The organism is Variovorax sp. ZS18.2.2 (genome assembly GCF_024701975.1).
In the GTDB taxonomy this organism is placed as follows: domain Bacteria; phylum Pseudomonadota; class Gammaproteobacteria; order Burkholderiales; family Burkholderiaceae_C; genus Variovorax.
The window spans coordinates 2,132,099-2,149,744 of record NZ_JANLNM010000001.1 but is presented as its reverse complement, the minus strand read 5'-3'; the positions used below and the strand labels follow the sequence as shown (position 1 = coordinate 2,149,744).

General features: G+C 62.2%; 18 protein-coding genes. 9 read left to right on the top strand and 9 right to left on the bottom strand.

Going from position 1 to position 17,646, the window contains the following annotated elements; genetic code table 11:
- The first annotated feature begins 4 nt into the window (after nucleotides 1-4).
- Together NU688_RS10080 and NU688_RS10075 are read left to right on the top strand one after the other, a co-directional pair.
- Nucleotides 5-2,146 (top strand): peptidase domain-containing ABC transporter, encoded by a 2,142-nt coding sequence (locus tag NU688_RS10080; protein ID WP_257860391.1) that lies wholly within the window; start codon nucleotides 5-7, stop codon nucleotides 2,144-2,146.
- Between the two features lie 34 nt (nucleotides 2,147-2,180).
- The gene (locus NU688_RS10075) at nucleotides 2,181-3,233 is read left to right on the top strand and encodes a hypothetical protein (RefSeq protein WP_257860390.1); all 1,053 of its coding nucleotides are present in this window, start codon (nucleotides 2,181-2,183) and stop codon (nucleotides 3,231-3,233) included.
- Between the two features lie 529 nt (nucleotides 3,234-3,762).
- Here NU688_RS10075 and NU688_RS10070 read toward each other — a convergent pair.
- Nucleotides 3,763-4,356, bottom strand: coding sequence for a helix-turn-helix domain-containing protein (locus tag NU688_RS10070; RefSeq protein WP_257860389.1), 594 nt, complete (start codon nucleotides 4,354-4,356; stop codon nucleotides 3,763-3,765).
- 42 nt (nucleotides 4,357-4,398) lie between these two features.
- Here NU688_RS10070 and NU688_RS10065 point away from each other — a divergent pair, with 42 nt between their 5' ends.
- Nucleotides 4,399-4,920 (top strand): GNAT family N-acetyltransferase, encoded by a 522-nt coding sequence (locus tag NU688_RS10065; RefSeq protein WP_013542087.1) that lies wholly within the window; start codon nucleotides 4,399-4,401, stop codon nucleotides 4,918-4,920.
- On the opposite strand, the gene NU688_RS10060 is transcribed toward NU688_RS10065, so the two are convergent.
- From NU688_RS10060 to NU688_RS10045, 4 genes are read right to left on the bottom strand one after another with little or no spacing between them, the layout of a single operon-like run.
- Nucleotides 4,917-5,396 (bottom strand): DUF3237 domain-containing protein, encoded by a 480-nt coding sequence (locus tag NU688_RS10060; protein ID WP_257860388.1) that lies wholly within the window; start codon nucleotides 5,394-5,396, stop codon nucleotides 4,917-4,919. The two genes, NU688_RS10065 and NU688_RS10060, sit on opposite strands and share 4 nt — an antisense overlap.
- 14 nt (nucleotides 5,397-5,410) lie before the next feature.
- Nucleotides 5,411-6,376 (bottom strand): aldo/keto reductase, encoded by a 966-nt coding sequence (locus NU688_RS10055; RefSeq protein ID WP_257860387.1) that lies wholly within the window; start codon nucleotides 6,374-6,376, stop codon nucleotides 5,411-5,413.
- A gap of 38 nt (nucleotides 6,377-6,414) precedes the next feature.
- Nucleotides 6,415-7,014 carry a chromate transporter gene (locus NU688_RS10050; protein ID WP_257860386.1) on the bottom strand — a complete coding sequence of 200 codons (600 nt, stop codon included), beginning with the start codon at nucleotides 7,012-7,014 and terminating at the stop codon, nucleotides 6,415-6,417.
- Between the two features lie 58 nt (nucleotides 7,015-7,072).
- Nucleotides 7,073-7,663 carry a chromate transporter gene (locus NU688_RS10045; RefSeq protein WP_257860385.1) on the bottom strand — a complete coding sequence of 197 codons (591 nt, stop codon included), beginning with the start codon at nucleotides 7,661-7,663 and terminating at the stop codon, nucleotides 7,073-7,075.
- A gap of 83 nt (nucleotides 7,664-7,746) precedes the next feature.
- Here NU688_RS10045 and NU688_RS10040 point away from each other — a divergent pair, with 83 nt between their 5' ends.
- Nucleotides 7,747-8,670, top strand: a complete 924-nt coding sequence (locus NU688_RS10040) for a YihY/virulence factor BrkB family protein (RefSeq protein WP_257860384.1) — start codon at nucleotides 7,747-7,749, stop codon at nucleotides 8,668-8,670.
- Nucleotides 8,671-8,679: 9 nt separating this feature from the next.
- Here the strand turns inward: NU688_RS10040 and NU688_RS10035 are convergent, their stop codons facing one another.
- Nucleotides 8,680-9,231, bottom strand: coding sequence for a DUF924 family protein (locus tag NU688_RS10035; protein ID WP_257860382.1), 552 nt, complete (start codon nucleotides 9,229-9,231; stop codon nucleotides 8,680-8,682).
- A 116-nt stretch (nucleotides 9,232-9,347) separates the two neighbouring features.
- Between NU688_RS10035 and NU688_RS10030 the strand changes: the two genes are divergently transcribed.
- The 4 genes from NU688_RS10030 to NU688_RS10015 all read left to right on the top strand — a co-directional run bounded on the left by NU688_RS10030 (nucleotide 9,348) and on the right by NU688_RS10015 (nucleotide 12,739).
- Nucleotides 9,348-9,797, top strand: a complete 450-nt coding sequence (locus NU688_RS10030) for a CHRD domain-containing protein (RefSeq protein ID WP_257860381.1) — start codon at nucleotides 9,348-9,350, stop codon at nucleotides 9,795-9,797.
- A 75-nt stretch (nucleotides 9,798-9,872) separates the two neighbouring features.
- Complete coding sequence (locus NU688_RS10025) at nucleotides 9,873-11,084, top strand: patatin-like phospholipase family protein (protein WP_257860380.1); 1,212 nt, start codon at nucleotides 9,873-9,875, stop codon at nucleotides 11,082-11,084.
- Between the two features lie 76 nt (nucleotides 11,085-11,160).
- Entirely contained in the window at nucleotides 11,161-11,910 is a 750-nt protein-coding gene (locus NU688_RS10020) for an acetoacetate decarboxylase (protein ID WP_257860379.1), read from the top strand.
- 46 nt (nucleotides 11,911-11,956) lie between these two features.
- Nucleotides 11,957-12,739, top strand: a complete 783-nt coding sequence (locus tag NU688_RS10015; RefSeq protein WP_099790010.1) for a 3-hydroxybutyrate dehydrogenase — start codon at nucleotides 11,957-11,959, stop codon at nucleotides 12,737-12,739.
- Between the two features lie 3 nt (nucleotides 12,740-12,742).
- Here NU688_RS10015 and NU688_RS10010 read toward each other — a convergent pair whose 3' ends face one another.
- Nucleotides 12,743-13,693 (bottom strand): helix-turn-helix domain-containing GNAT family N-acetyltransferase, encoded by a 951-nt coding sequence (locus NU688_RS10010; protein ID WP_257860552.1) that lies wholly within the window; start codon nucleotides 13,691-13,693, stop codon nucleotides 12,743-12,745.
- A 155-nt stretch (nucleotides 13,694-13,848) separates the two neighbouring features.
- Between NU688_RS10010 and NU688_RS10005 the strand changes: the two genes are divergently transcribed.
- Nucleotides 13,849-16,260, top strand: a complete 2,412-nt coding sequence (locus tag NU688_RS10005) for a YgiQ family radical SAM protein (RefSeq protein ID WP_257860377.1) — start codon at nucleotides 13,849-13,851, stop codon at nucleotides 16,258-16,260.
- 22 nt (nucleotides 16,261-16,282) lie between these two features.
- On the opposite strand, the gene NU688_RS10000 is transcribed toward NU688_RS10005, so the two are convergent.
- Both NU688_RS10000 and NU688_RS09995 read right to left on the bottom strand, forming a co-directional pair.
- Entirely contained in the window at nucleotides 16,283-16,663 is a 381-nt protein-coding gene (locus tag NU688_RS10000; protein WP_257860376.1) for a tautomerase family protein, read from the bottom strand.
- Between the two features lie 54 nt (nucleotides 16,664-16,717).
- Nucleotides 16,718-17,389, bottom strand: coding sequence for a cold shock and DUF1294 domain-containing protein (locus NU688_RS09995; protein ID WP_257860375.1), 672 nt, complete (start codon nucleotides 17,387-17,389; stop codon nucleotides 16,718-16,720).
- Nucleotides 17,390-17,646: the final 257 nt, after the last annotated feature.

Sequence of the window (17,646 nt, the reverse complement as noted above, 5' to 3'; positions counted from 1 at the left end):
TCGCATGAATATCTTTTCTTTTGGGTTGGCGGCTCGTAAGATTCCGGTGATTTTGCAGACTGAGGCGACCGAATGTGGTCTCGCGTGCATTGCGATGATTGCCCACTTCTTCGGAAACAAGGTCTCCTTGCGGGAGCTTCGTATCAGATTTTCAGTCTCCCTGAAAGGCGCTTCTCTTGGATCGCTTATCCGTGTTTGCAAACACGCAGGGCTTGCTACCAGACCGGTCAAGGTGGATCTCGCTGGGCTTCATCAGATTAGATTGCCTTGTATTCTTCACTGGAATTTCAATCACTTTGTGGTACTACAGAAGATCACAAAAAAAGGTGCCCACGTAATCGATCCCGCGCTTGGCGAGCGGGTTTTGCCCATTAGCAAAGTTTCCAGTTCCTTTACGGGGGTAGCTTTAGAGATCTGGCCTGGTGCAGATTTCACTCCCAAAAAAGCGGCCAAGAAAATTTCGTTGGCACAGCTTGTCGGGAATGCCCATGGGCTGGGCAAGACGATCGCATCGATTCTCTTTTTGGGCATCCTCTTAGAGTTCGTCACGATACTCGCTCCGTACTTTATTCAACTGGTTATAGATAAGGCGGTAATCTCTTCCGACAATCAGGTCTTGGCAATTCTTGCTGCAGGATTTGGAGTGGTCTATTTGGTAAAAAACTTAATCGCCTCCGTGAGAGCTTGGTTTCTTATGTATATAGGAACTAGCCTGAATATGCAGTGGAAGGACAACGTACTCGGGCATTTGCTCTCACTGCCGCTTGAATTTTTCGAAAAAAGACATATTGGAGATGTCACTTCTAGATTTTCTTCTATTGATTTCATCCAAAGAATGTTGACGACATCTTTCATCGAATCCGTCCTTGATGGATTGATGTCGATTGTCGTTTTGATCGTGCTCTTTTTCTATAGTCCAATGCTGGGGCTAACGGTATTGCTTAGTTGCGTGCTTTATGCGGGCGTTCGTATAGCGGCGAATCACACCCTTTGGAATGCAACGAGAGAAGAAATTATTTATGGAGCGCGGCAGCAGTCGCACTTGCTTGAAACCATACGAGGTATGAAGCCGATCAAGCTCTTCAGTAAGCAGAACGAGAGACGACTGGTATGGCTATCATTGTTTGCTGATCAAACTAATGCGAAGCTGGGCATGCAGAAGATCGAGATAGTTTTGAAGAGCACTCGCACGCTGATCTTCGACATGCAAAATATCCTTGTCATCTGGCTTGGCGCGAATCTGGTGATAGCCGGAGAGTACACCGTAGGCGCTCTTGTCGCATTTCTGGGATATAAGCTGATTTTTGAAAGTAGGATCGTTGCACTCATCGATAGTATTTTCACGATCAAGAATATTGGATTGCAGGTCGATCGCCTCAGTGACATTGTTGTTTCAAAGTCTGAGGAGGAAAAATCTGCGCTCCCCGTTGATGTGCAAGAAATTCGAGCCGAACTTGAATTTAAAAATGTCAGCTTTCAGTATTCTTTGTATGAAAAAAAAGTCATGAGTGGAATGAATTTCCTCGTTCAAGAAGGGGAGTCGGTTGCAATTGCTGGTCCATCTGGATGCGGGAAGTCGACCATTTTCAACGTTATACTTGGAATCTACCAAGGTGCAAAGGGTCAAATTTTAATTGGTGGGAGAGATGTCAACTCTATCGGAGCGGAGGGGGTTAGGGCGATCATTGGTACGGTGCTTCAAGATGACATGCTTTTCTCCGGCTCCATCGCAGAAAATATTTCATGCTTTGACAATGAGGCGCGGCAGGATTGGATTGCCGAATGCGCAAGGTCGGCTAATGTTCACAACGAAATAGATGCAATGCCAATGAAGTATCACACATTGGTTGGGGATATGGGGACTGTTCTTTCCGGGGGGCAAAAACAGAGAGTGCTTTTAGCAAGGGCGCTCTATAAAAGACCGAAAATTCTCTTATTAGATGAGGCGACGAGTCACTTGGATATTGAAAATGAGAGGATAGTTAGTGCCGCAATTAAGTCGCTCAACATTACCAGGATAATTATCGCGCATAGACCGGAAACGGTGCTTTCGGCGGATCGAGTGATGCTGATGGAGGGGGGAGCTATAAAAAGCTCATTGGATCCGATTGAGGCTAAGAAAATATTAGAGGCGATGAACTTCTGAGTGCATTTGAAGATTCATAAATCGAGAATCAGTTATGAAATACATTTCGATAAAAGCCGACGAATTCGAGGTGAGTCTGGAAAGAATTGCATCCGCATTGTCCGTTGACATGGAAACTGATTTTCTGCGTTGCAAATGCCTCCTCTTGGTTGGGTCCCAAGCCGAACAATTGGACACGGATAGTTCTGATCTTGATCTGATGCTTGTAGTGGATGGGCATGAAAGCTCTTGGGGAGAAAATGAAAAATTCCGTAGTTGCCTGCTCAATGGGATGCGCACTGAGGTGCTGATACTGGATGACGCAGGTTTAAAAAAACTGACGACCATTCACCAATCTCCTAGCTACTCTCGATTTGCTCTGCGGGACTTGGAGTTTTTGCATCGATTACTGAATGGACGCGTGCTGCATGGGAAAGAATGGCATGACATATTTTTAGGGGCGCGGCGAGAAATCTACCAAGAAAGAATGTCGGAGTTTTACCTGAAGTTTGCTGAGAACTTTTATGAGGATACGGTCGGTCTGAGTGTTCAAGAGGATTCGTGGACACAGATCATCCAATCGAGAGAGTTGGCGCGATTAAGCTTTGACGCTCTGCTTGCGGCGAATGGTGACACTTACCCAAAGAAGAAATGGCGGGGAAGGCGCTTGATGAGATGCTTTTCAGAACGCCGCGCGGTTGTCGATAATTTTTATGCAATTGAATTCGATATCCCAAGGCCAACCAAGGAAAATTGCAAAATATGGTGCGGCGCGCTGTTGTCTTTGGCAGCGCAAAATCAGTTGGAAATATATTTTGGTGTGCGGCGCGACCTATTGTTGACGGAAATTATTGCCCTGCCGGGCCGCATTGAGGGCTATATTTTTCGTCATCTGGGTAAGTTTTATTTGCACAGTGGTTTTAGCGTGTTTGAGATTCCGGAAGCAGTTGCGCTTTGCCTCCTGCTGCTTTCAGCCAAATTCAGGCCGGAAGATTTGCCTGAAAAGATTGAAGGGGTCTGCTTTGAGCGAAATATTTCGCCGGCGGGAATTGGAGACGCTGTAAATTTCGTTACAGCACTGGTTGCGCGAGGCATTTATTTTCGGTAGCGTAGCCGCTGAAATCAAATTAAGCGCTTGACAAGATGTTAATGGGGATGCGCTGAGTACGGCGACGACAGGTCGCTGACGCGCAATGCCGCATTTTTGGCCAGTCTCAAGGCAAATGAACGGCCAGAACCGTTTTCCTCTCCCCGCATTGTTTACGTCGTTAGGATGCAAATGCTTTTTGCCAATCGTAAATTTATTGGTGATGATGGTTCTCCCTCAGACACGCGGTTGTGGGTGAGGCACCGCTGTGCCCATCGAGTAGGACTAGTGAATATCACTGCAGAGCGGCATGCTGCGTCCAACGGAAAGTGAAATCAAGGCGACGCGTATTGCAGATTAGATGAGCCCATCTGATTGGATGCATATTAGAAGGGTGGGTGCACGAGAAGGAGTTGCAGGCACAGTTTGGAGGCGCCGCAGAGGTTCTGCTCTTCTTTGGCCACGGCGGCGCTGACAGCCGTCTTGCTGAAGAAGGCGAATACGAGGACCGCCAACAGCACCGTAATGCGCATCCGAGGTAGGGCAGGTTCTAGTCCGGAGAGGCCACCAGCAAGTAGCGGCAGGCCGTGCGCCCGAGCGCCTTGAAGACCAGCGGCCGGTCCACGCCGAAATCGAGGCAATCCCCGGGCGCCAGCTCGAAGCGCTCGTCGCCGTAGTCCACCCGCAGCGCGCCTTCGAGCATCCACAGGCACTGGCGGTAAGGCTTGCCGCTCCATCGCGGATAGCCGACCTGCGCCGAACGCGGCAGCTCGACCTCGACCAGTTCCACTCCGCTGCCCGTCGTGCCGCGCTCGGCCACCTGGCGGCGCAGATAACCCGCCTCGGGGTCGCGCCAGACCTCCTGCATGGCCTTCGTGCGAAGCCGCTGGGGCGCTTCCTTTTCTTCCGTGAGCAGTTGTGCCAGCGACACGCCGAGGCCCGCCGCCAGCCGGCCCAGCAGCACGGCCGTCGGGCTGCTCTGTGCCCGCTCCACCTTCGAAATCATGGCCTTGCTCACACCCGACAGCTCGGCCAGCTCGGCCAGGCTGAGCCCCTTGGCCTGGCGCAGCGCCAGCAGCCGGGTCGCGATGAGGGCGTCGATGTTGCCGGGGGATTCGCCTGAAGGGGGTGATTCGTTTCTCATATGAGATTATTATTCTCCTATATTGAACGACAGAGAAGCACCATGCGCCTCATCACCTGCACCGAGGAAGCCCACGCTGGCGCCATCCTCGCGATCCTCAACGACGCCATCGTCACCTCTACCGCGCTGTACGACTACAAGCCGCGCACGCCCGAGAACATGGTCGCGTGGTTCGCCACCAAGCGCGCCAACGGCTTCCCGGTGATCGGCGCGGAAGACGAGAACGGCAAGCTGCTCGGCTTTGCGAGCTACGGAAGTTTTCGCGCCTTTCCCGCCTACAAGTACACGGTCGAGCACTCGGTGTACGTCGAGGCCGGCCATCGCGGCGCGGGGCTCGGGCGCACTCTCATGGAGGCGATCATTGCCGAGGCGATCGCGCGGGACGTGCATGTGATGGTCGGCGCCATCGATGCCGCGAATGCGGGCAGCATCGGCCTGCACGAGCGGCTGGGGTTCGAACACTCGGGCACGGTGCGGCAGGCTGGCTTCAAGTTCGGCCGCTGGCTCGACGTGGCGTTCTACCAGCGCATCCTGGCAACGCCGCTGAACCCGGTCGACGGCTAGGCGAGCGAGAAGAAGCGCATCACAACCTCGGCCGGGTGCCTGACACCGGCGCCGACAAACATCCGCTCGTTGATCCATCGCAGCGCAGGCGAGGCCGTCTCGAAGCGCGGGTTGCAGCGGAAGTAGACGTCTGCCGGATCGACCGGCTCGCCGCGCAGCAGCTTGGCCATCACCTCCGGCGCGGCCGAACGCACCGCGTGGTTCTGCACGTAGATCAGGTCGCCTGCGTCGGTCTCCAGGCCATAGCGCGCATCGAGTTCGGAGAGCGTGTCGCTCACGATCAGCTGAAAGTCGCTGCCGCCCGGCAGCACGCGGGCGCGCCAGCCGTGGCCCGAAGCCTCGCCGCCCGTGATGGGCACGACGCGCCGCAGCCCGCGCGCACTCTGGCCCAGCACTTGCGGTACGCCCACTTCCACGCGCAGGTCGGCGAAGTGCTCGAGCGTGGGAGCGGCGATCGAATCGAAGACGTTGCTCATCGCTGAAGAACGGTTCAGGCGGCCGTCTCTGCGCTCGCGCGGTCGAGCATCTCGATGGTGCCCGCGTCCAGCTTCAGTTGCGTGGCGACCACCAGCTCTTCGAGCTGCGCGATCGAGGTGGCGCTGGCGATGGGCGCCGTCACGCCCGGCCGCGCGATCTGCCATGCGATGGCGACCTGGCCCGGTTTGGCGTTGTACTGCTGCGCCACCTTGTCGAGCGCATCGAGGATGCGCAGGCCCCGCGGGTTCAGGTACTTCTTGGTGGTGTTGGCGCCGCGTGCGCTCTTCGAAGCATCGGCCTCGGTGCGGTACTTGCCGGTCAGGAAGCCGGCCGCGAGCGCGTAGAAGTTGATCACGCCCACTTCGCGCTTCACGCACAGCGGCTCCAGTTCGTCTTCGAACACCGCGCGGTCGTACAGGTTGTAGAGCGGCTGCAGGCTCTCGTAGCGCGCCAGCCCCAAGCGCTCCGACACGTCCAGCGCCTCGGCCAGCCGCGGCGCCGTGTAGTTGGAAGCGCCAATGGCGCGCACCTTGCCTTCCTTGATGAGCGCATCGAAGGCGCCGAGCGATTCTTCGAGCGGCGTAGTGGCGTCGTCATCGTGCGATTGGTAAAGATCGATGTGGTCTGTCTGCAGGCGCCTGAGCGAGGCCTCGACCGCCTCGCGGATGTACTTGGGTGACAGGCCCATCTTGCCTTCGCCCATCGGCTTGCCGACCTTGGTGGCAAGCACCACGCGGTTGCGCTTGCCGCTCTGCTTGAGCCACTTGCCGATGATGGTTTCCGATTCGCCGCCGGTGTGGCCCGGCACCCAGGCCGAGTAGACGTCGGCGGTGTCCACGAAGTTGAAGCCCGCGTCCAGCCAGGCATCGAGCAGCTTGAACGAGGCCGCCTCGTCGACCGTCCAGCCGAACACGTTGCCGCCGAAGGCGAGCGGCGAAACCAGGAGGCCGGAGCGGCCGAGCGGACGAAGTTGCGACATGAAGAAGTTTCCTGAAGAAGACAAAGGGAAGGAAGGAATCAGACGAAGCCCACGGCGCCGAGCAGTGCGCCGGCGCCCAGCAGCCAGAGCAGGTGGATGCGCGTGCGCCAGACGATAAGCGCGGCCACGCCGGTCAGCAGCCACAGGTGCCAGGCAGGCGCGTTGCCGGCATGGTTACCCGTGGCCAGCACCCAGCCGGTGGCGATCAAGAGGCCCACCACCACCGGCGCCATGCCCTGCTTGAAGGCGCGCACCTCGCGGCGGGTGCGGTTGCGGTGGCCCCAGCGGGTGGCGACATAGGTGAGGGTGGTGCTCGGCACCATGATGCCGACCATGGTCACCATCAGGCCGAAGAGACCGAGCAGCCACGCCGTCGGCCCGGCGCCGATGCCGCCGCCCGCGTTGAGCCCGACGTTCCAGCCCATCAGCGCGACGAACAGCACGTTGGGCCCGGGCGCCGCCTGGGCGATGGCGACCGACGAGCTGAACTGCGCATCGGTGAGCCAGCCATGCTGGGTGACGAGGTAGCGGTGCATGTCGGGCACCGTGGTGATGGCGCCGCTGATCGACAGCAGCGAGAGCAGCAGGTACTGGCCGAAGAGGGCCAGCCAGTCGTGCCATTGCATCGCGATGGTCATTCGAAAACCTCCGCCTTCGGCTGCGGTGCGCGCTTGCTTGGGGCGGCCCGGCGCGCGCTCATGGGGCGATCCTCTTCCAGGTCCAGACGCAGGCCACGCCGCCGAGCACCAGCAGCACCCAGCCGAGCGGCACCTTGAACACCGCGATGGCCGCGAACACCAGCGCCATGAACGCGAGGCAAATCGGAAAGCCCAGCGGGTGCTTGCGCAGTTGCGGAATCAGCTTGATGCCCGTGGCGGCGATCAGCCCGCCCGACACCGCCCCCATGCCCCGCAGTGCCGCCGCCACCTGCGGGTTGCCGGCGTAGTGCGCGTAGAGCACGGCCAGCGCGAGGATCACGACCAGCGGAATGGTCAGCATGCCCGCCACCGCCGCAATGGCGCCGCGCAGGCCGAAGTAGCGGTCGCCGATCATCAGGGCGAGATTGATCACGTTGGGCCCGGGCATCACCTGGGCCACCGCCCAGTCTTCGAGGAACTGCTCGGGCGTGAGCCACTTCTTCTTCTCGACCATCTCGCGCTGGACGATGGCGAGGACGCCGCCGAAGCCCTGCAGCGCGAGCCAGGTGAATGAAACAAAAAGGTCGCGTGGCGACTTGGGCTGGGGCGGAGCCTGCGGCGTTGCCGCATCGGGAAGGGGCGGTTGCATGTGGATGCGATTATCGTAGGCAGGCCTGCAAACTGCCGGGCATCGCGCCGACATGACCCCGGCCGATTCAACAGGGACACTCCATGCTCATGCAAATCCGCGCGCTCCTCGATCTCTGCAAACGGGCCTTCGCCTCGTGGTCGAACGACTACGCACCCAGCATGGGCGCGGCGCTCGCCTACTACACGGTGTTTTCCATCGCCCCGCTGCTGCTGATCGTGATCGCGGTGGCGGGCCTGGTCTTCGGCCAGGAGGCTGCGCGCGGCGAGATCTTCGCGCAGCTCTCGGGCCTCATGGGCGAGCAGGGCGCGGCGGCGGTGCAGGGCATGCTGCAGGCGGTCAACAAGCCGGCCGAAGGCATCGTGGCCACGGTGATCGGCATCGGCCTCCTGGTGGTCGGCGCGACCACGGTCTTCGGCGAATTGCAGGACGCGCTCGACCGCATCTGGCGCGCACCGGCCCGCACCAAGAACAAGGGACTCTTCAACATGCTGCGCGTGCGGCTGCTGTCGTTCAGCATGATCATGGGCATCGGCTTTTTGCTCATGGTGTCGCTGGTGGCCAGTGCGGCGCTGGCGGCGCTCGGCAAGTGGTGGTCGCCGATGTTCGGCGCGTGGGAGAGCCTGGCGCAGGTGGTGAACTTCGTCTTCAGCTTCGTGATGGTGACGGTGATCTTCGCGATGATCTACAAGATCATGCCGCGCGCCAAAGTGCAGTGGCGCGACGTGTGGGTGGGTGCGGCGGTCACCGCGCTGCTCTTCACGGTGGGCAAGCACCTGATCGGCCTGTACATCGGCAAGAGCAGCGTGGCCTCGGGCTACGGCGCCGCGGGCTCGCTGGTGGTGGTGCTGGTGTGGGTGTACTACTCGGCGCAGATCTTCCTGCTGGGCGCCGAGTTCACCTGGGTCTATGCGCGCACCTACGGTTCGATGAAGGACAAGGCGGACCTGCCCGATGCGAACCCGTCGCCGACGCGCGACGTGCCCTTGGCGCACAACGACGCCTAAGGGCGAGCGTCAACCGGCGAAGCCGCCTTCGTCGAGAAACTTCTGCTCTTCCGCCGTGCTGCTGCGCCCCAGCATCCGGTTGCGATGCGGAAAACGGCCGAAGCGCGCGACGATGTCCCGGTGCAGCACGGCGAAGCGCTGCGTGTTGGCGTCGAGCGCTGCATTGAGTTCGACCGAGCGCTCCTGCTCGGCGAGCACTTCGGAGTGCATGAAGGGCAGGTAGAAGAACGCGCGCAGTGCGGTTTCGAACTGCTGGTCGAAGCCCGCGTCGATCGCCTTCTTCGCCACGGTCAGCGCGAGTGAGTCGGTGGCGAGCATGTGCGGGTTGTTGCGCCAGGCGTTGCGCGGCAGTTGGTCGAGCAGCACCAGAAGGGCCAGCGAGCCCTCGGCATCGTCGGTCCAGTGATCGAGTTCGCCGCGGGCGGCGGCCTGGTGCGCATCCGAGAAGCGAGAGAGGAATTCGGCGTCGAATGCATCGCTCTTGGCGAACCAGCGAGCGGGACCGGCTTCGCGCCAGAAATCGACCACTTCGCGGGCGGTAGGGAGTGCTTGGAAGGTCATCGTTGCATTCTCTTTCACTCTGTGGCGGGCCCGCAAAGACGGGGCGGTGGCCGACACGGCGGCGCGCGGGCGCTGCCTATGCTGGGGAGGCTTTCATAACCCAGGAGATAAAGCTCATGACCAAATACGGCACCCTTTTGCGCGCAGCCCTCATCACCGGTGTGGCCAGTGCTGCCCTGGTCGGCTGCGGGATGATGTCCAAGTCGAACACCGCCAGCTTCAGCGGCGCGATGAACGCGGCCAGCCAAGTCCCGCCCAACATGACGCGCGGCAGTGGCATGGCCGAAGGCTGGCTCAACCGGGACACCAACGTCCTCAAGTACAAGATCACCTACACCGGCCTGAGTGGCCCGGCCACCGCGGCGCATTTTCACGGTCCTGCCGCGGCCGGCGCGAATGCCGGCGTGGTGCTGCCGTTCGCCAACGCGGCCAGCCCGATCGAAGGCCAGGCCACGCTCACGCCGGCCCAGGCAGCCGATCTGGTCGCGGGCAAGTGGTACGCGAACATCCACACCGCGGCCAACCCGGGCGGCGAGATCCGCGGGCAGATGCTGCCGAAGATGTGATCTTCTTCCGGGGGCGGCTCAAGGGCTTGAACCCCCGGTCAGGTTGCTGTCGCGGGGCTGGTGTCAAATGAATGCATGACGACGACCCCCAAGAAGAAACCCCGTGCGGCAGCCTCCCAACAACCCCTCAATCCTTTCGCGTCACGCCGCGAAGACATGCGCCAGGCCCGCAAGGCCCTGGTGCTGCAGGGCGGCGGCGCACTCGGCGCCTACCAGGCGGGCGTGTATGCCGCGCTCAGCGAGACCGAGCTGCAGCCGCACTGGATCGCCGGCGTATCGATCGGCGCCATCAATGCGGCGCTGATCGCGGGCAATGCGCCCGAGCACCGGGTCGACAAGCTGCGCGAGTTCTGGCACCTCGTGTCCTCGGGGCCTTCGCAGCGTCTGCCGTCGTGGTTCGGCGACCGGGCCACGCAGAACCAGTACAGCGCGGCGATGGCATCGCTGGTCGGCATTCCGGGATTCTTCGAGCCGCGCTATTCGCCGGCTCTCCTGATGGGCGGCGCGGCGCCGCTCCTGAGCTACTACGACACCTCGCCGCTCAAGGCCACGCTCGAGCGCCTCATCGACTTCGACCGCATCAACGCCTGCGAGGCCCGTTTCAGCGTGGGCGCGGTCAATGTGCGCACCGGCAACTCGGTGTACTTCGACAACACACGCCAGCGCATCGGCCCCGAACACATCATGGCCAGCGGCGCTTTGCCGCCGGGCTTTGCGCCGGTGCACATCGACGGCGACGACTACTGGGACGGCGGCATCGTCTCGAACACGCCGCTGCAGTACGTGCTCGACCTCCATCCGCGCAACGAACCCCTGGTGGTGCTGCAGGTCGACCTGTTCAATGCACGCGGCGAAATGCCGCGCAACATGGCGGGTGTGATGGAGCGGCAGAAGGACATCACCTATTCGAGCCGCACCCGCATGAACACCGACGCGATGGCCGCGAACATGAACCTGCAGCAGGCCATTGCCGACCTGATCACCAAGCTGCCGGCCAACCTGCGCAAGGACCCGAGCGTGCTCGCTGTGCAGTCGCAGCTCACGCACGAGCCCATCGACATCTTTCACCTCATCTACCGCGACAAGCCCTACGAGCTCGAATCGAAGGACTATGAGTTCTCGCGCGCCGCGGTCGAGGAGCACTGGGAGTCGGGCGCGCGCGACATGCGCGCGACGCTGGCGCATCCCGAAACCCTGCGCGCCGACGCCACCGTCAATGGCGTGACGACCTTCGACCTCGGCGAGCACGGTGCGGGCCGGGTCAAGCGCCCGGGCTTGTCGCGCTGAACGGGGCGAACGAATCAGCTTCGACTAAGAAACCACCGCCAGACTGGGCCGGTCACTTCAACAGGAGGAAATGTTCGTGAACATTGAAGATGTACGGCGACAGGCTTTCGCCATGCCGCTCACCAGCCCCGCCTTTCCGCCCGGACCGTACCGGTTCGTGCGCCGCGAATTTCTCATCGTCACCTACCGCACCGACATGGACGCGTTGCGCGCCGTGGTGCCCGAGCCGCTCGAAGTGCTCGAGCCGCTGGTGAAGTACGAATTCATCCGCATGCCCGACTCCACCGGCTTCGGCGACTACACCGAATCGGGCCAGGTCATTCCGGTGCAACTGCGCACCGCCAAGGGCGTGGAGCAGGGCGCGTATGTGCACGCGATGTACCTCAACGACCATCCGCCGATTGCCGGCGGCCGCGAACTCTGGGGCTTTCCGAAGAAGCTCGCCTCGCCCTCGCTCGACTACGAGACCGATGTGATCGTCGGCACGCTCGACTACGGCAAGGTGCGCGTGGCCAAGGCGACAATGGGCTTCAAGCACCGCGCGCTCGACCATGCGCCGATTCTTGCGGGCATCGCGCAGCCGAACTTCCTGCTCAAGATCATTCCGCACGTCGACGGCACGGCCCGCATCTGCGAGCTGGTGCGCTATCACATGGTCGATGTCACGCTGCACGGCGCATGGACCGCGCCGGCCTCGCTCGAGCTGCATCCGCATGCGTTGGCGCCGGTGGCCGACCTGCCGGTGCTGAAGGTCGAATCGGCCGTGCACTACATCGCGGACATGACGTTGGCATTGGGTACGGTCGAGCACGACTACCTTGCCTGATTCCTGCTTGTCTTCTTTCATCCTCAACCCTCAAGGAACATTCACCATGCAACTCAAGGACAAGGTCGCCTACATCACCGGCTCGGCCAGCGGCATCGGCAAGGAAATCGCCATCCTCTTCGCGCAGGAAGGCGCCAAGATCATCATTGCCGACCTCAACAAGGAGGCGGCCGACGCCACGGCCGCCGAGCTCAAGGCCACGGGCGCGCAAGCCATCGGCGTGGCTGTGGACGTGACCAACGAAGACCAGGTCAATGCCTCGGTCGAAGAGGGCGCGAAGGCCTTCGGCGGCATCGACATCCTCATCAGCAACGCCGGCATCCAGATCGTTCATCCGGTCGAGGAGTTCAGCTTCGCCGACTGGAAGAAGATGCTCGCCATTCACCTCGATGGCGCCTTCCTCACCACCAAGGCGTGCCTGAAGCACATGTATGCGCAGGGCCGCGGCGGCAGCGTGATCTACATGGGCTCGGTGCACTCCAAGGAAGCGTCGCTGCTGAAGGCGCCTTACGTCACGGCCAAGCACGGCCTCATCGGTCTCGCGAAGACGGTCGCGAAGGAAGGCGCCAAGCACGGCGTGCGCGCCAACGTGATCTGCCCCGGGTTCGTGCGCACCCCGCTGGTAGAAAAGCAGATTCCCGAGCAGGCCAAGACGCTGGGCATCAGCGAGCAGGAAGTCATCAAGAACGTGATGCTCAAGGAAACGGTGGATGGCGAATTCACCACCACCGAAGACGTGGCGCGCGTGGCGCTGCTGTTCGCGGGCTTCCCCACCAATGCGCTGACCGGTCAGTCGCTCGTCGTGAGCCACGGCTGGTTCATGCAGTAGGCGCTACAGCTTCAGCTCCCACGTCTCGCCCACGAGTTGCTGGCCGTAGCTGGCGTGCGGCTCGGACTTGGTGAGCTGGAAGCCGCGCTTGGCATAGATGCCGCGCGCGGCAGCGAGGCAGCTGTTGGTCCACAGCACCACCTTCCTGTAGCCCTTGCGGCGCGCGAAGGCGAGGCACTCGTCCACCAGCTTGCCGCCGAGGCCCAGCCCGCGTGCGGTCGGCGAAAGGATCAGCAACCGAATCTGCGCCACGCCGGCCGATTTGCGCACCACGAAGATCGAGCCCACGCGTTCGCCATGGAGCTCGGCGATCCAGCAGCGCTCCCATTCGGGCTGGAACTTGAGCAGGAACTCCCCCGCGATCTGCGCCACCAGCGCTTCGAAGCTGCTGTCCAGGCCGTATTCGCGCGCGTAGATTTCGCCGTGCTGCTGCACCACCCAGCCGATGTCGCCGGGCGCCGGGTCGCGCAGGACGGCTGCCTGGGGTTTGGCCGGCGCGGCGGCGGGGTCGAGCAGCGATTGCATCGTGCCCATGGCCTGCACCAGCTGGTTTCGCTGGGCCGGGCCGAGTGACGCGAGCAGTGCGGCGGCCTCGTCGCGCGATTTCTGTTGCAGCGGCGCGAATGCGGCATGGCCGGCCTCGGTCAGGCGCAGCACGCTTTGCCGGGCATCCCGCGCATGGGGCTCGCGCGTGAGCCAGCCTTCGGATTCGAAGCGGCGCAGGATGCGGCTCATGTAGCCGGCGTCGAGCCCGAGGTCGCGGCCGATCTCGCTGGCGACCGCCGTTTCGCGGTGCGCCAGCTCGTACAGCACGCGCACATCGGTCAGCGACATGGCGCTGCCGAGGTACGGATCGAGGGCACCGATCTGGCGCGTGTAGAAGCGATTGAACTGCCGAATGGCCTTGACGGCGGCGACGTCGGTGGTGGGTGAAGGCGTGGACATGGTTGCCATTGTCATTTGATTGATTGACTTTGGCAATCAGTTGAGAGCCACATTAGAGCCCGGTCACTGGATGTTTGTAGCGACAGGCATGCTCGAAAACCCTAAAATCGCGGGTTGCCCACGACGGCACCGCACAGCCGCGGGCTGTCCCTAACTCCCCACTGATGAACGCCCCCGTCGACGTCTCCTTTTTCGCGCGCGCCGCCAAGCCGCTGACCAGCTACCGCAAGTACTGGGCGGCCCGTTTCGGCACGGCCAAGTTCCTGCCGACTTCGCGCAAGGAAATGGACGCGCTCGGCTGGGACAGCTGCGACATCATCGTGGTCACGGGCGATGCCTACGTCGACCACCCCAGCTTCGGCATGTCGGTGATCGGCCGCATGCTCGAGGGACAGGGTTTCCGCGTGGGCATCATTGCCCAGCCCGACTGGCAGAGCGCCGAGCCCTTCAAGGCGCTGGGCAAACCGAACCTGTTCTTCGGCGTGACCGCCGGCAACATGGATTCGATGATCAACCGCTACACCGCGGACCGGAAGATCCGCAGCGACGACGCCTACACGCCCGGCGACATCGGCGGCTCGCGCCCCGACCGCGCGGCCATCGTGTATTCGCAGCGCTGCAAGGAAGCCTGGAACGACGTACCGATCATCCTGGGCGGCATCGAAGGTTCCTTGCGCCGCATCGCGCACTACGACTACTGGTCGGACAAGGTGCGCCGCTCCATCGTCGTCGACGCCAAGTGCGACCTGCTGCTGTACGGCAACGCCGAGCGCGCCATCGTGGAGATCGCGCACCGCCTGGCCGCCAAGGAGCCGGTGCAGCAGATCACCGACGTGCGCGGCACCGCCTATGTGCGCCGCGAAACGCCCGAAGGCTGGTTCGAGATCAACTCCACCAGCGTGGACGAGCCCGGCCGCGTCGAGGCGCACGTCAATCCGTACCTGATGGTGTCGGACCAGGCCAAGGCGAACGGCGCCACCTGCGCGAAGGAAGACGAAGCGCAGGACGTGGCCAAGGCCGCGGAAGCTGCCGGTTCGCCGGCGCTTCAGTCGGTGCAGTCGGTGGTGAACCCGGCCATCAAGCCGCTGACCTTCATGCCCAACCCCGCGCTGCAAAGCCGCGGCAAGATCAGCGTCCCGCCGCGCGACCGCTCGGTGATCCGCCTGCCTTCGTACGAACAGGTGCGCAGCGACCCGGTGCTCTACGCCCACGCCAACCGCGTGCTGCACCTGGAAACCAACCCCGGCAATGCCCGCGCGCTGGTGCAGGCGCACGGCGAAGGCACCACGGCGCGCGACGTGTGGATCAACCCGCCGCCCATTCCGCTCACCACCGCGGAAATGGACTACGTGTTCGACCTGCCGTATGCGCGCAGCCCGCATCCGCGCTACGCCGACGAGAACGGCAGCCACGACGGCGGGACGAAGATCCCCGCGTGGGAAATGATCCGCTTCAGCGTGAACATCATGCGTGGCTGCTTCGGCGGCTGCACCTTCTGCTCGATCACCGAGCACGAGGGCCGCATCATCCAGAGCCGCTCCGAAGAATCGATCATCAAGGAGGTCGAGGCCATCCGCGATTCGGTGAGCGGCTTCACCGGCACCATCTCCGACCTCGGCGGCCCGACGGCCAACATGTATCGCCTCGGCTGCAAGAGCCCCGAGATCGAATCGGCCTGCCGCAAGCCCAGCTGCGTGTATCCGGGCATCTGCCCGAACCTGGGCACCAACCACGATCCGCTCATCAAGATCTACCGCCGCGCGCGTGCGTTGCGCGGCATCAAGAAGATATTGATCGGTTCGGGCCTGCGCTACGACCTGGCCGTGCAGTCGCCCGAGTATGTGAAGGAGCTGGTGCAGCACCACGTCGGCGGCTATCTCAAGATCGCGCCCGAGCACACCGAGCAGGGCCCGCTCACCAAGATGATGAAGCCCGGCATCGGCAGCTACGACAAGTTCAAGCAGATGTTCGAGAAGTTCTCGGCCGAGGCGGGCAAGAAGCAGTACCTCATTCCGTACTTCATCGCCGCGCACCCGGGCACCAGCGACGAGGACATGATGAACCTCGCGATCTGGCTCAAGAAGAACGGTTTCCGCGCCGACCAGGTGCAGACGTTCTATCCGAGCCCGATGGCCACGGCCACGACGATGTACCACACCAACAAGAACCCGCTGCGCAAGATCACGCGCGAGAGCGAGACGGTGGACATCGTGCGCGGCGACAAGCGCCGCCGCCTGCACAAGGCGTTCCTGCGGTATCACGATGCCAACAACTGGCCGCTGCTGCGCGAAGCCCTGAAGAGCATGGGCCGCGCCGACCTGATCGGCAACGGCAAGCACCACCTCATCCCGACGTGGCAGCCGCTCACCGATGGTGGCTACATGAGCGCGCGGCGCAAGAACTCGACCTCCGCGCCGGTGGCCGCCAAGGCCTCGGCGCCTGTGCGGCTCGCGCCGGTGAAGCCCTCCAAGGGCCGCATCCTCACGCAGCACACGGGCCTGCCGCCGCGGGATAACGGCAGTGGTGGCGGCAGCGGCAAGCCGGTCAACAAGCCTTCATCGCGCAAGGTGCGTTGATCGGGCGGGTAGCGGGCGACCGCTACGCGTACTGCATCTCGCCGTTCCCGAACGACCAGTTCTCCTTCATCACCTCGACGAGGTTGATGAACACGTCCTCGCGCCGGATGCCCAGCTTCTCGTGCAGGTCGTCGGCCACGCGCTTGTAGAAGGCCTTCTTCATCTCGATCGTGCGTCCCTGGTTCAGCGTGATCTGGATCAAGACGAAGCCCGCCGAATACGTGACGCCCAGGTAGCTTTGCGGATGGACCAGGTTCTGCGCGGCATGCCGCGTGATGACCTGGAACTTGTCGTCCTTGGGCACGTTGATGGTTTCGGTCATGGCCTGGTAGATCAGGTCGCCGATGGCCGGGCCCAGCGTTTCCGGCGAGGCATCCGACAGTTCGATGCGAACGAATGGCATGGGAGGTTTCTCCTGGTTGGGACCGTTTCAGTCTAGGACCGCACACAACGGACGTCAGGCCACAGCAGGAATACCCCGCAGCCAGAAAACCCAGGCCAGCACTGCCGCGCAATGAAGCACGACGGTGGCGCGGTACACGATCAGAAAGCTCTGCTTGCTCGACTTGTGGCGCAGCAGCCTTTGCGCGGCCCAGGCCCCCGGCCAGCCGCCCACCAGTGCGAGCAGGTGCAGGGTGCTTTCCTTCGTGCGCCAGCGGCCGGTCTGCGCGGCGTTCTTGTCGAGGGCGTAGGCGAAGAAGGTCAGCAGGCTCAGCGCCGGAACTGCGCCCAGAACCAGCAACGGCAGGCGGCCGGACCAGACGGTCGCGCCGAGCAGCACTCCGTACGCGAGAAGGAAAAGCAGACCCCAGGAGGCCGGAGCATCGGATGCGCCCGCACGACGCGGATTCGCGCGCTTCGGAGCAGAGCGGCGATGGCTGTTGATGGGCGTGTGCTTCGGCGCGGACCGCGAGGCACTGGCCGATACCGCCTGCACCGCCACGGCACGCGGCCCCTTGCCGCCGACATGGATCTCCTCGAAGCTCAGTGCCATGCCCACCTGCGGCAACACCCGCCGGTCGCTGAAGTCGCGCAGGTGCACGAACACATCGGCCGACACCTCGGGACTGCGGATGAAACCGAAGCCGCGGTCGGCCTCCCAACGGACGAGTCGACCTTGGCGTTTCATGTTTCGTGGCGGGTGGGAGGAGGGCACATGGCCGGGATTCTCTCTTGCCCTCGCCGGACCCGGCTCCTATCATCGGCCGCTCATGAACCTGCACCACTCTCCCCCCACCATCGCCTGCCTCTGACGCGCGCCTCGCGCCGCGCTCAGACCCGCAAGTGGTCGCCGTCGTCCGCCTCCTGCAAGGCCTAGTGACGGCCGGATGGTCATGCCTGCCCTCTACAGAAACAGAGCGGCGGGCGTCATGGAGAACTTTCAAC

Bases quoted from the DNA above. Each gene is read 5' to 3' on its own strand.
- NU688_RS10060 (WP_257860388.1), bottom strand. From the start codon at position 5,396: ATGAGCAACGTCTTCGATTCGATCGCCGCTCCCACGCTCGAGCACTTC.
- NU688_RS10015 (WP_099790010.1), top strand. From the start codon at position 11,957: ATGCAACTCAAGGACAAGGTCGCCTACATCACCGGCTCGGCCAGCGGC.
- NU688_RS10055 (WP_257860387.1), bottom strand. From the start codon at position 6,376: ATGTCGCAACTTCGTCCGCTCGGCCGCTCCGGCCTCCTGGTTTCGCCG.
- NU688_RS10030 (WP_257860381.1), top strand. From the start codon at position 9,348: ATGACCAAATACGGCACCCTTTTGCGCGCAGCCCTCATCACCGGTGTG.
- NU688_RS10065 (WP_013542087.1), top strand. From the start codon at position 4,399: ATGCGCCTCATCACCTGCACCGAGGAAGCCCACGCTGGCGCCATCCTC.
- NU688_RS10000 (WP_257860376.1), bottom strand. From the start codon at position 16,663: ATGCCATTCGTTCGCATCGAACTGTCGGATGCCTCGCCGGAAACGCTG.
- NU688_RS10070 (WP_257860389.1), bottom strand. From the start codon at position 4,356: ATGAGAAACGAATCACCCCCTTCAGGCGAATCCCCCGGCAACATCGAC.
- NU688_RS10025 (WP_257860380.1), top strand. From the start codon at position 9,873: ATGACGACGACCCCCAAGAAGAAACCCCGTGCGGCAGCCTCCCAACAA.
- NU688_RS09995 (WP_257860375.1), bottom strand. From the start codon at position 17,389: ATGAAACGCCAAGGTCGACTCGTCCGTTGGGAGGCCGACCGCGGCTTC.
- NU688_RS10035 (WP_257860382.1), bottom strand. From the start codon at position 9,231: ATGACCTTCCAAGCACTCCCTACCGCCCGCGAAGTGGTCGATTTCTGG.
- NU688_RS10080 (WP_257860391.1), top strand. From the start codon at position 5: ATGAATATCTTTTCTTTTGGGTTGGCGGCTCGTAAGATTCCGGTGATT.
- NU688_RS10010 (WP_257860552.1), bottom strand. From the start codon at position 13,693: ATGGCAACCATGTCCACGCCTTCACCCACCACCGACGTCGCCGCCGTC.
- NU688_RS10075 (WP_257860390.1), top strand. From the start codon at position 2,181: ATGAAATACATTTCGATAAAAGCCGACGAATTCGAGGTGAGTCTGGAA.
- NU688_RS10050 (WP_257860386.1), bottom strand. From the start codon at position 7,014: ATGACCATCGCGATGCAATGGCACGACTGGCTGGCCCTCTTCGGCCAG.
- NU688_RS10045 (WP_257860385.1), bottom strand. From the start codon at position 7,663: ATGCAACCGCCCCTTCCCGATGCGGCAACGCCGCAGGCTCCGCCCCAG.
- NU688_RS10005 (WP_257860377.1), top strand. From the start codon at position 13,849: ATGAACGCCCCCGTCGACGTCTCCTTTTTCGCGCGCGCCGCCAAGCCG.
- NU688_RS10040 (WP_257860384.1), top strand. From the start codon at position 7,747: ATGCTCATGCAAATCCGCGCGCTCCTCGATCTCTGCAAACGGGCCTTC.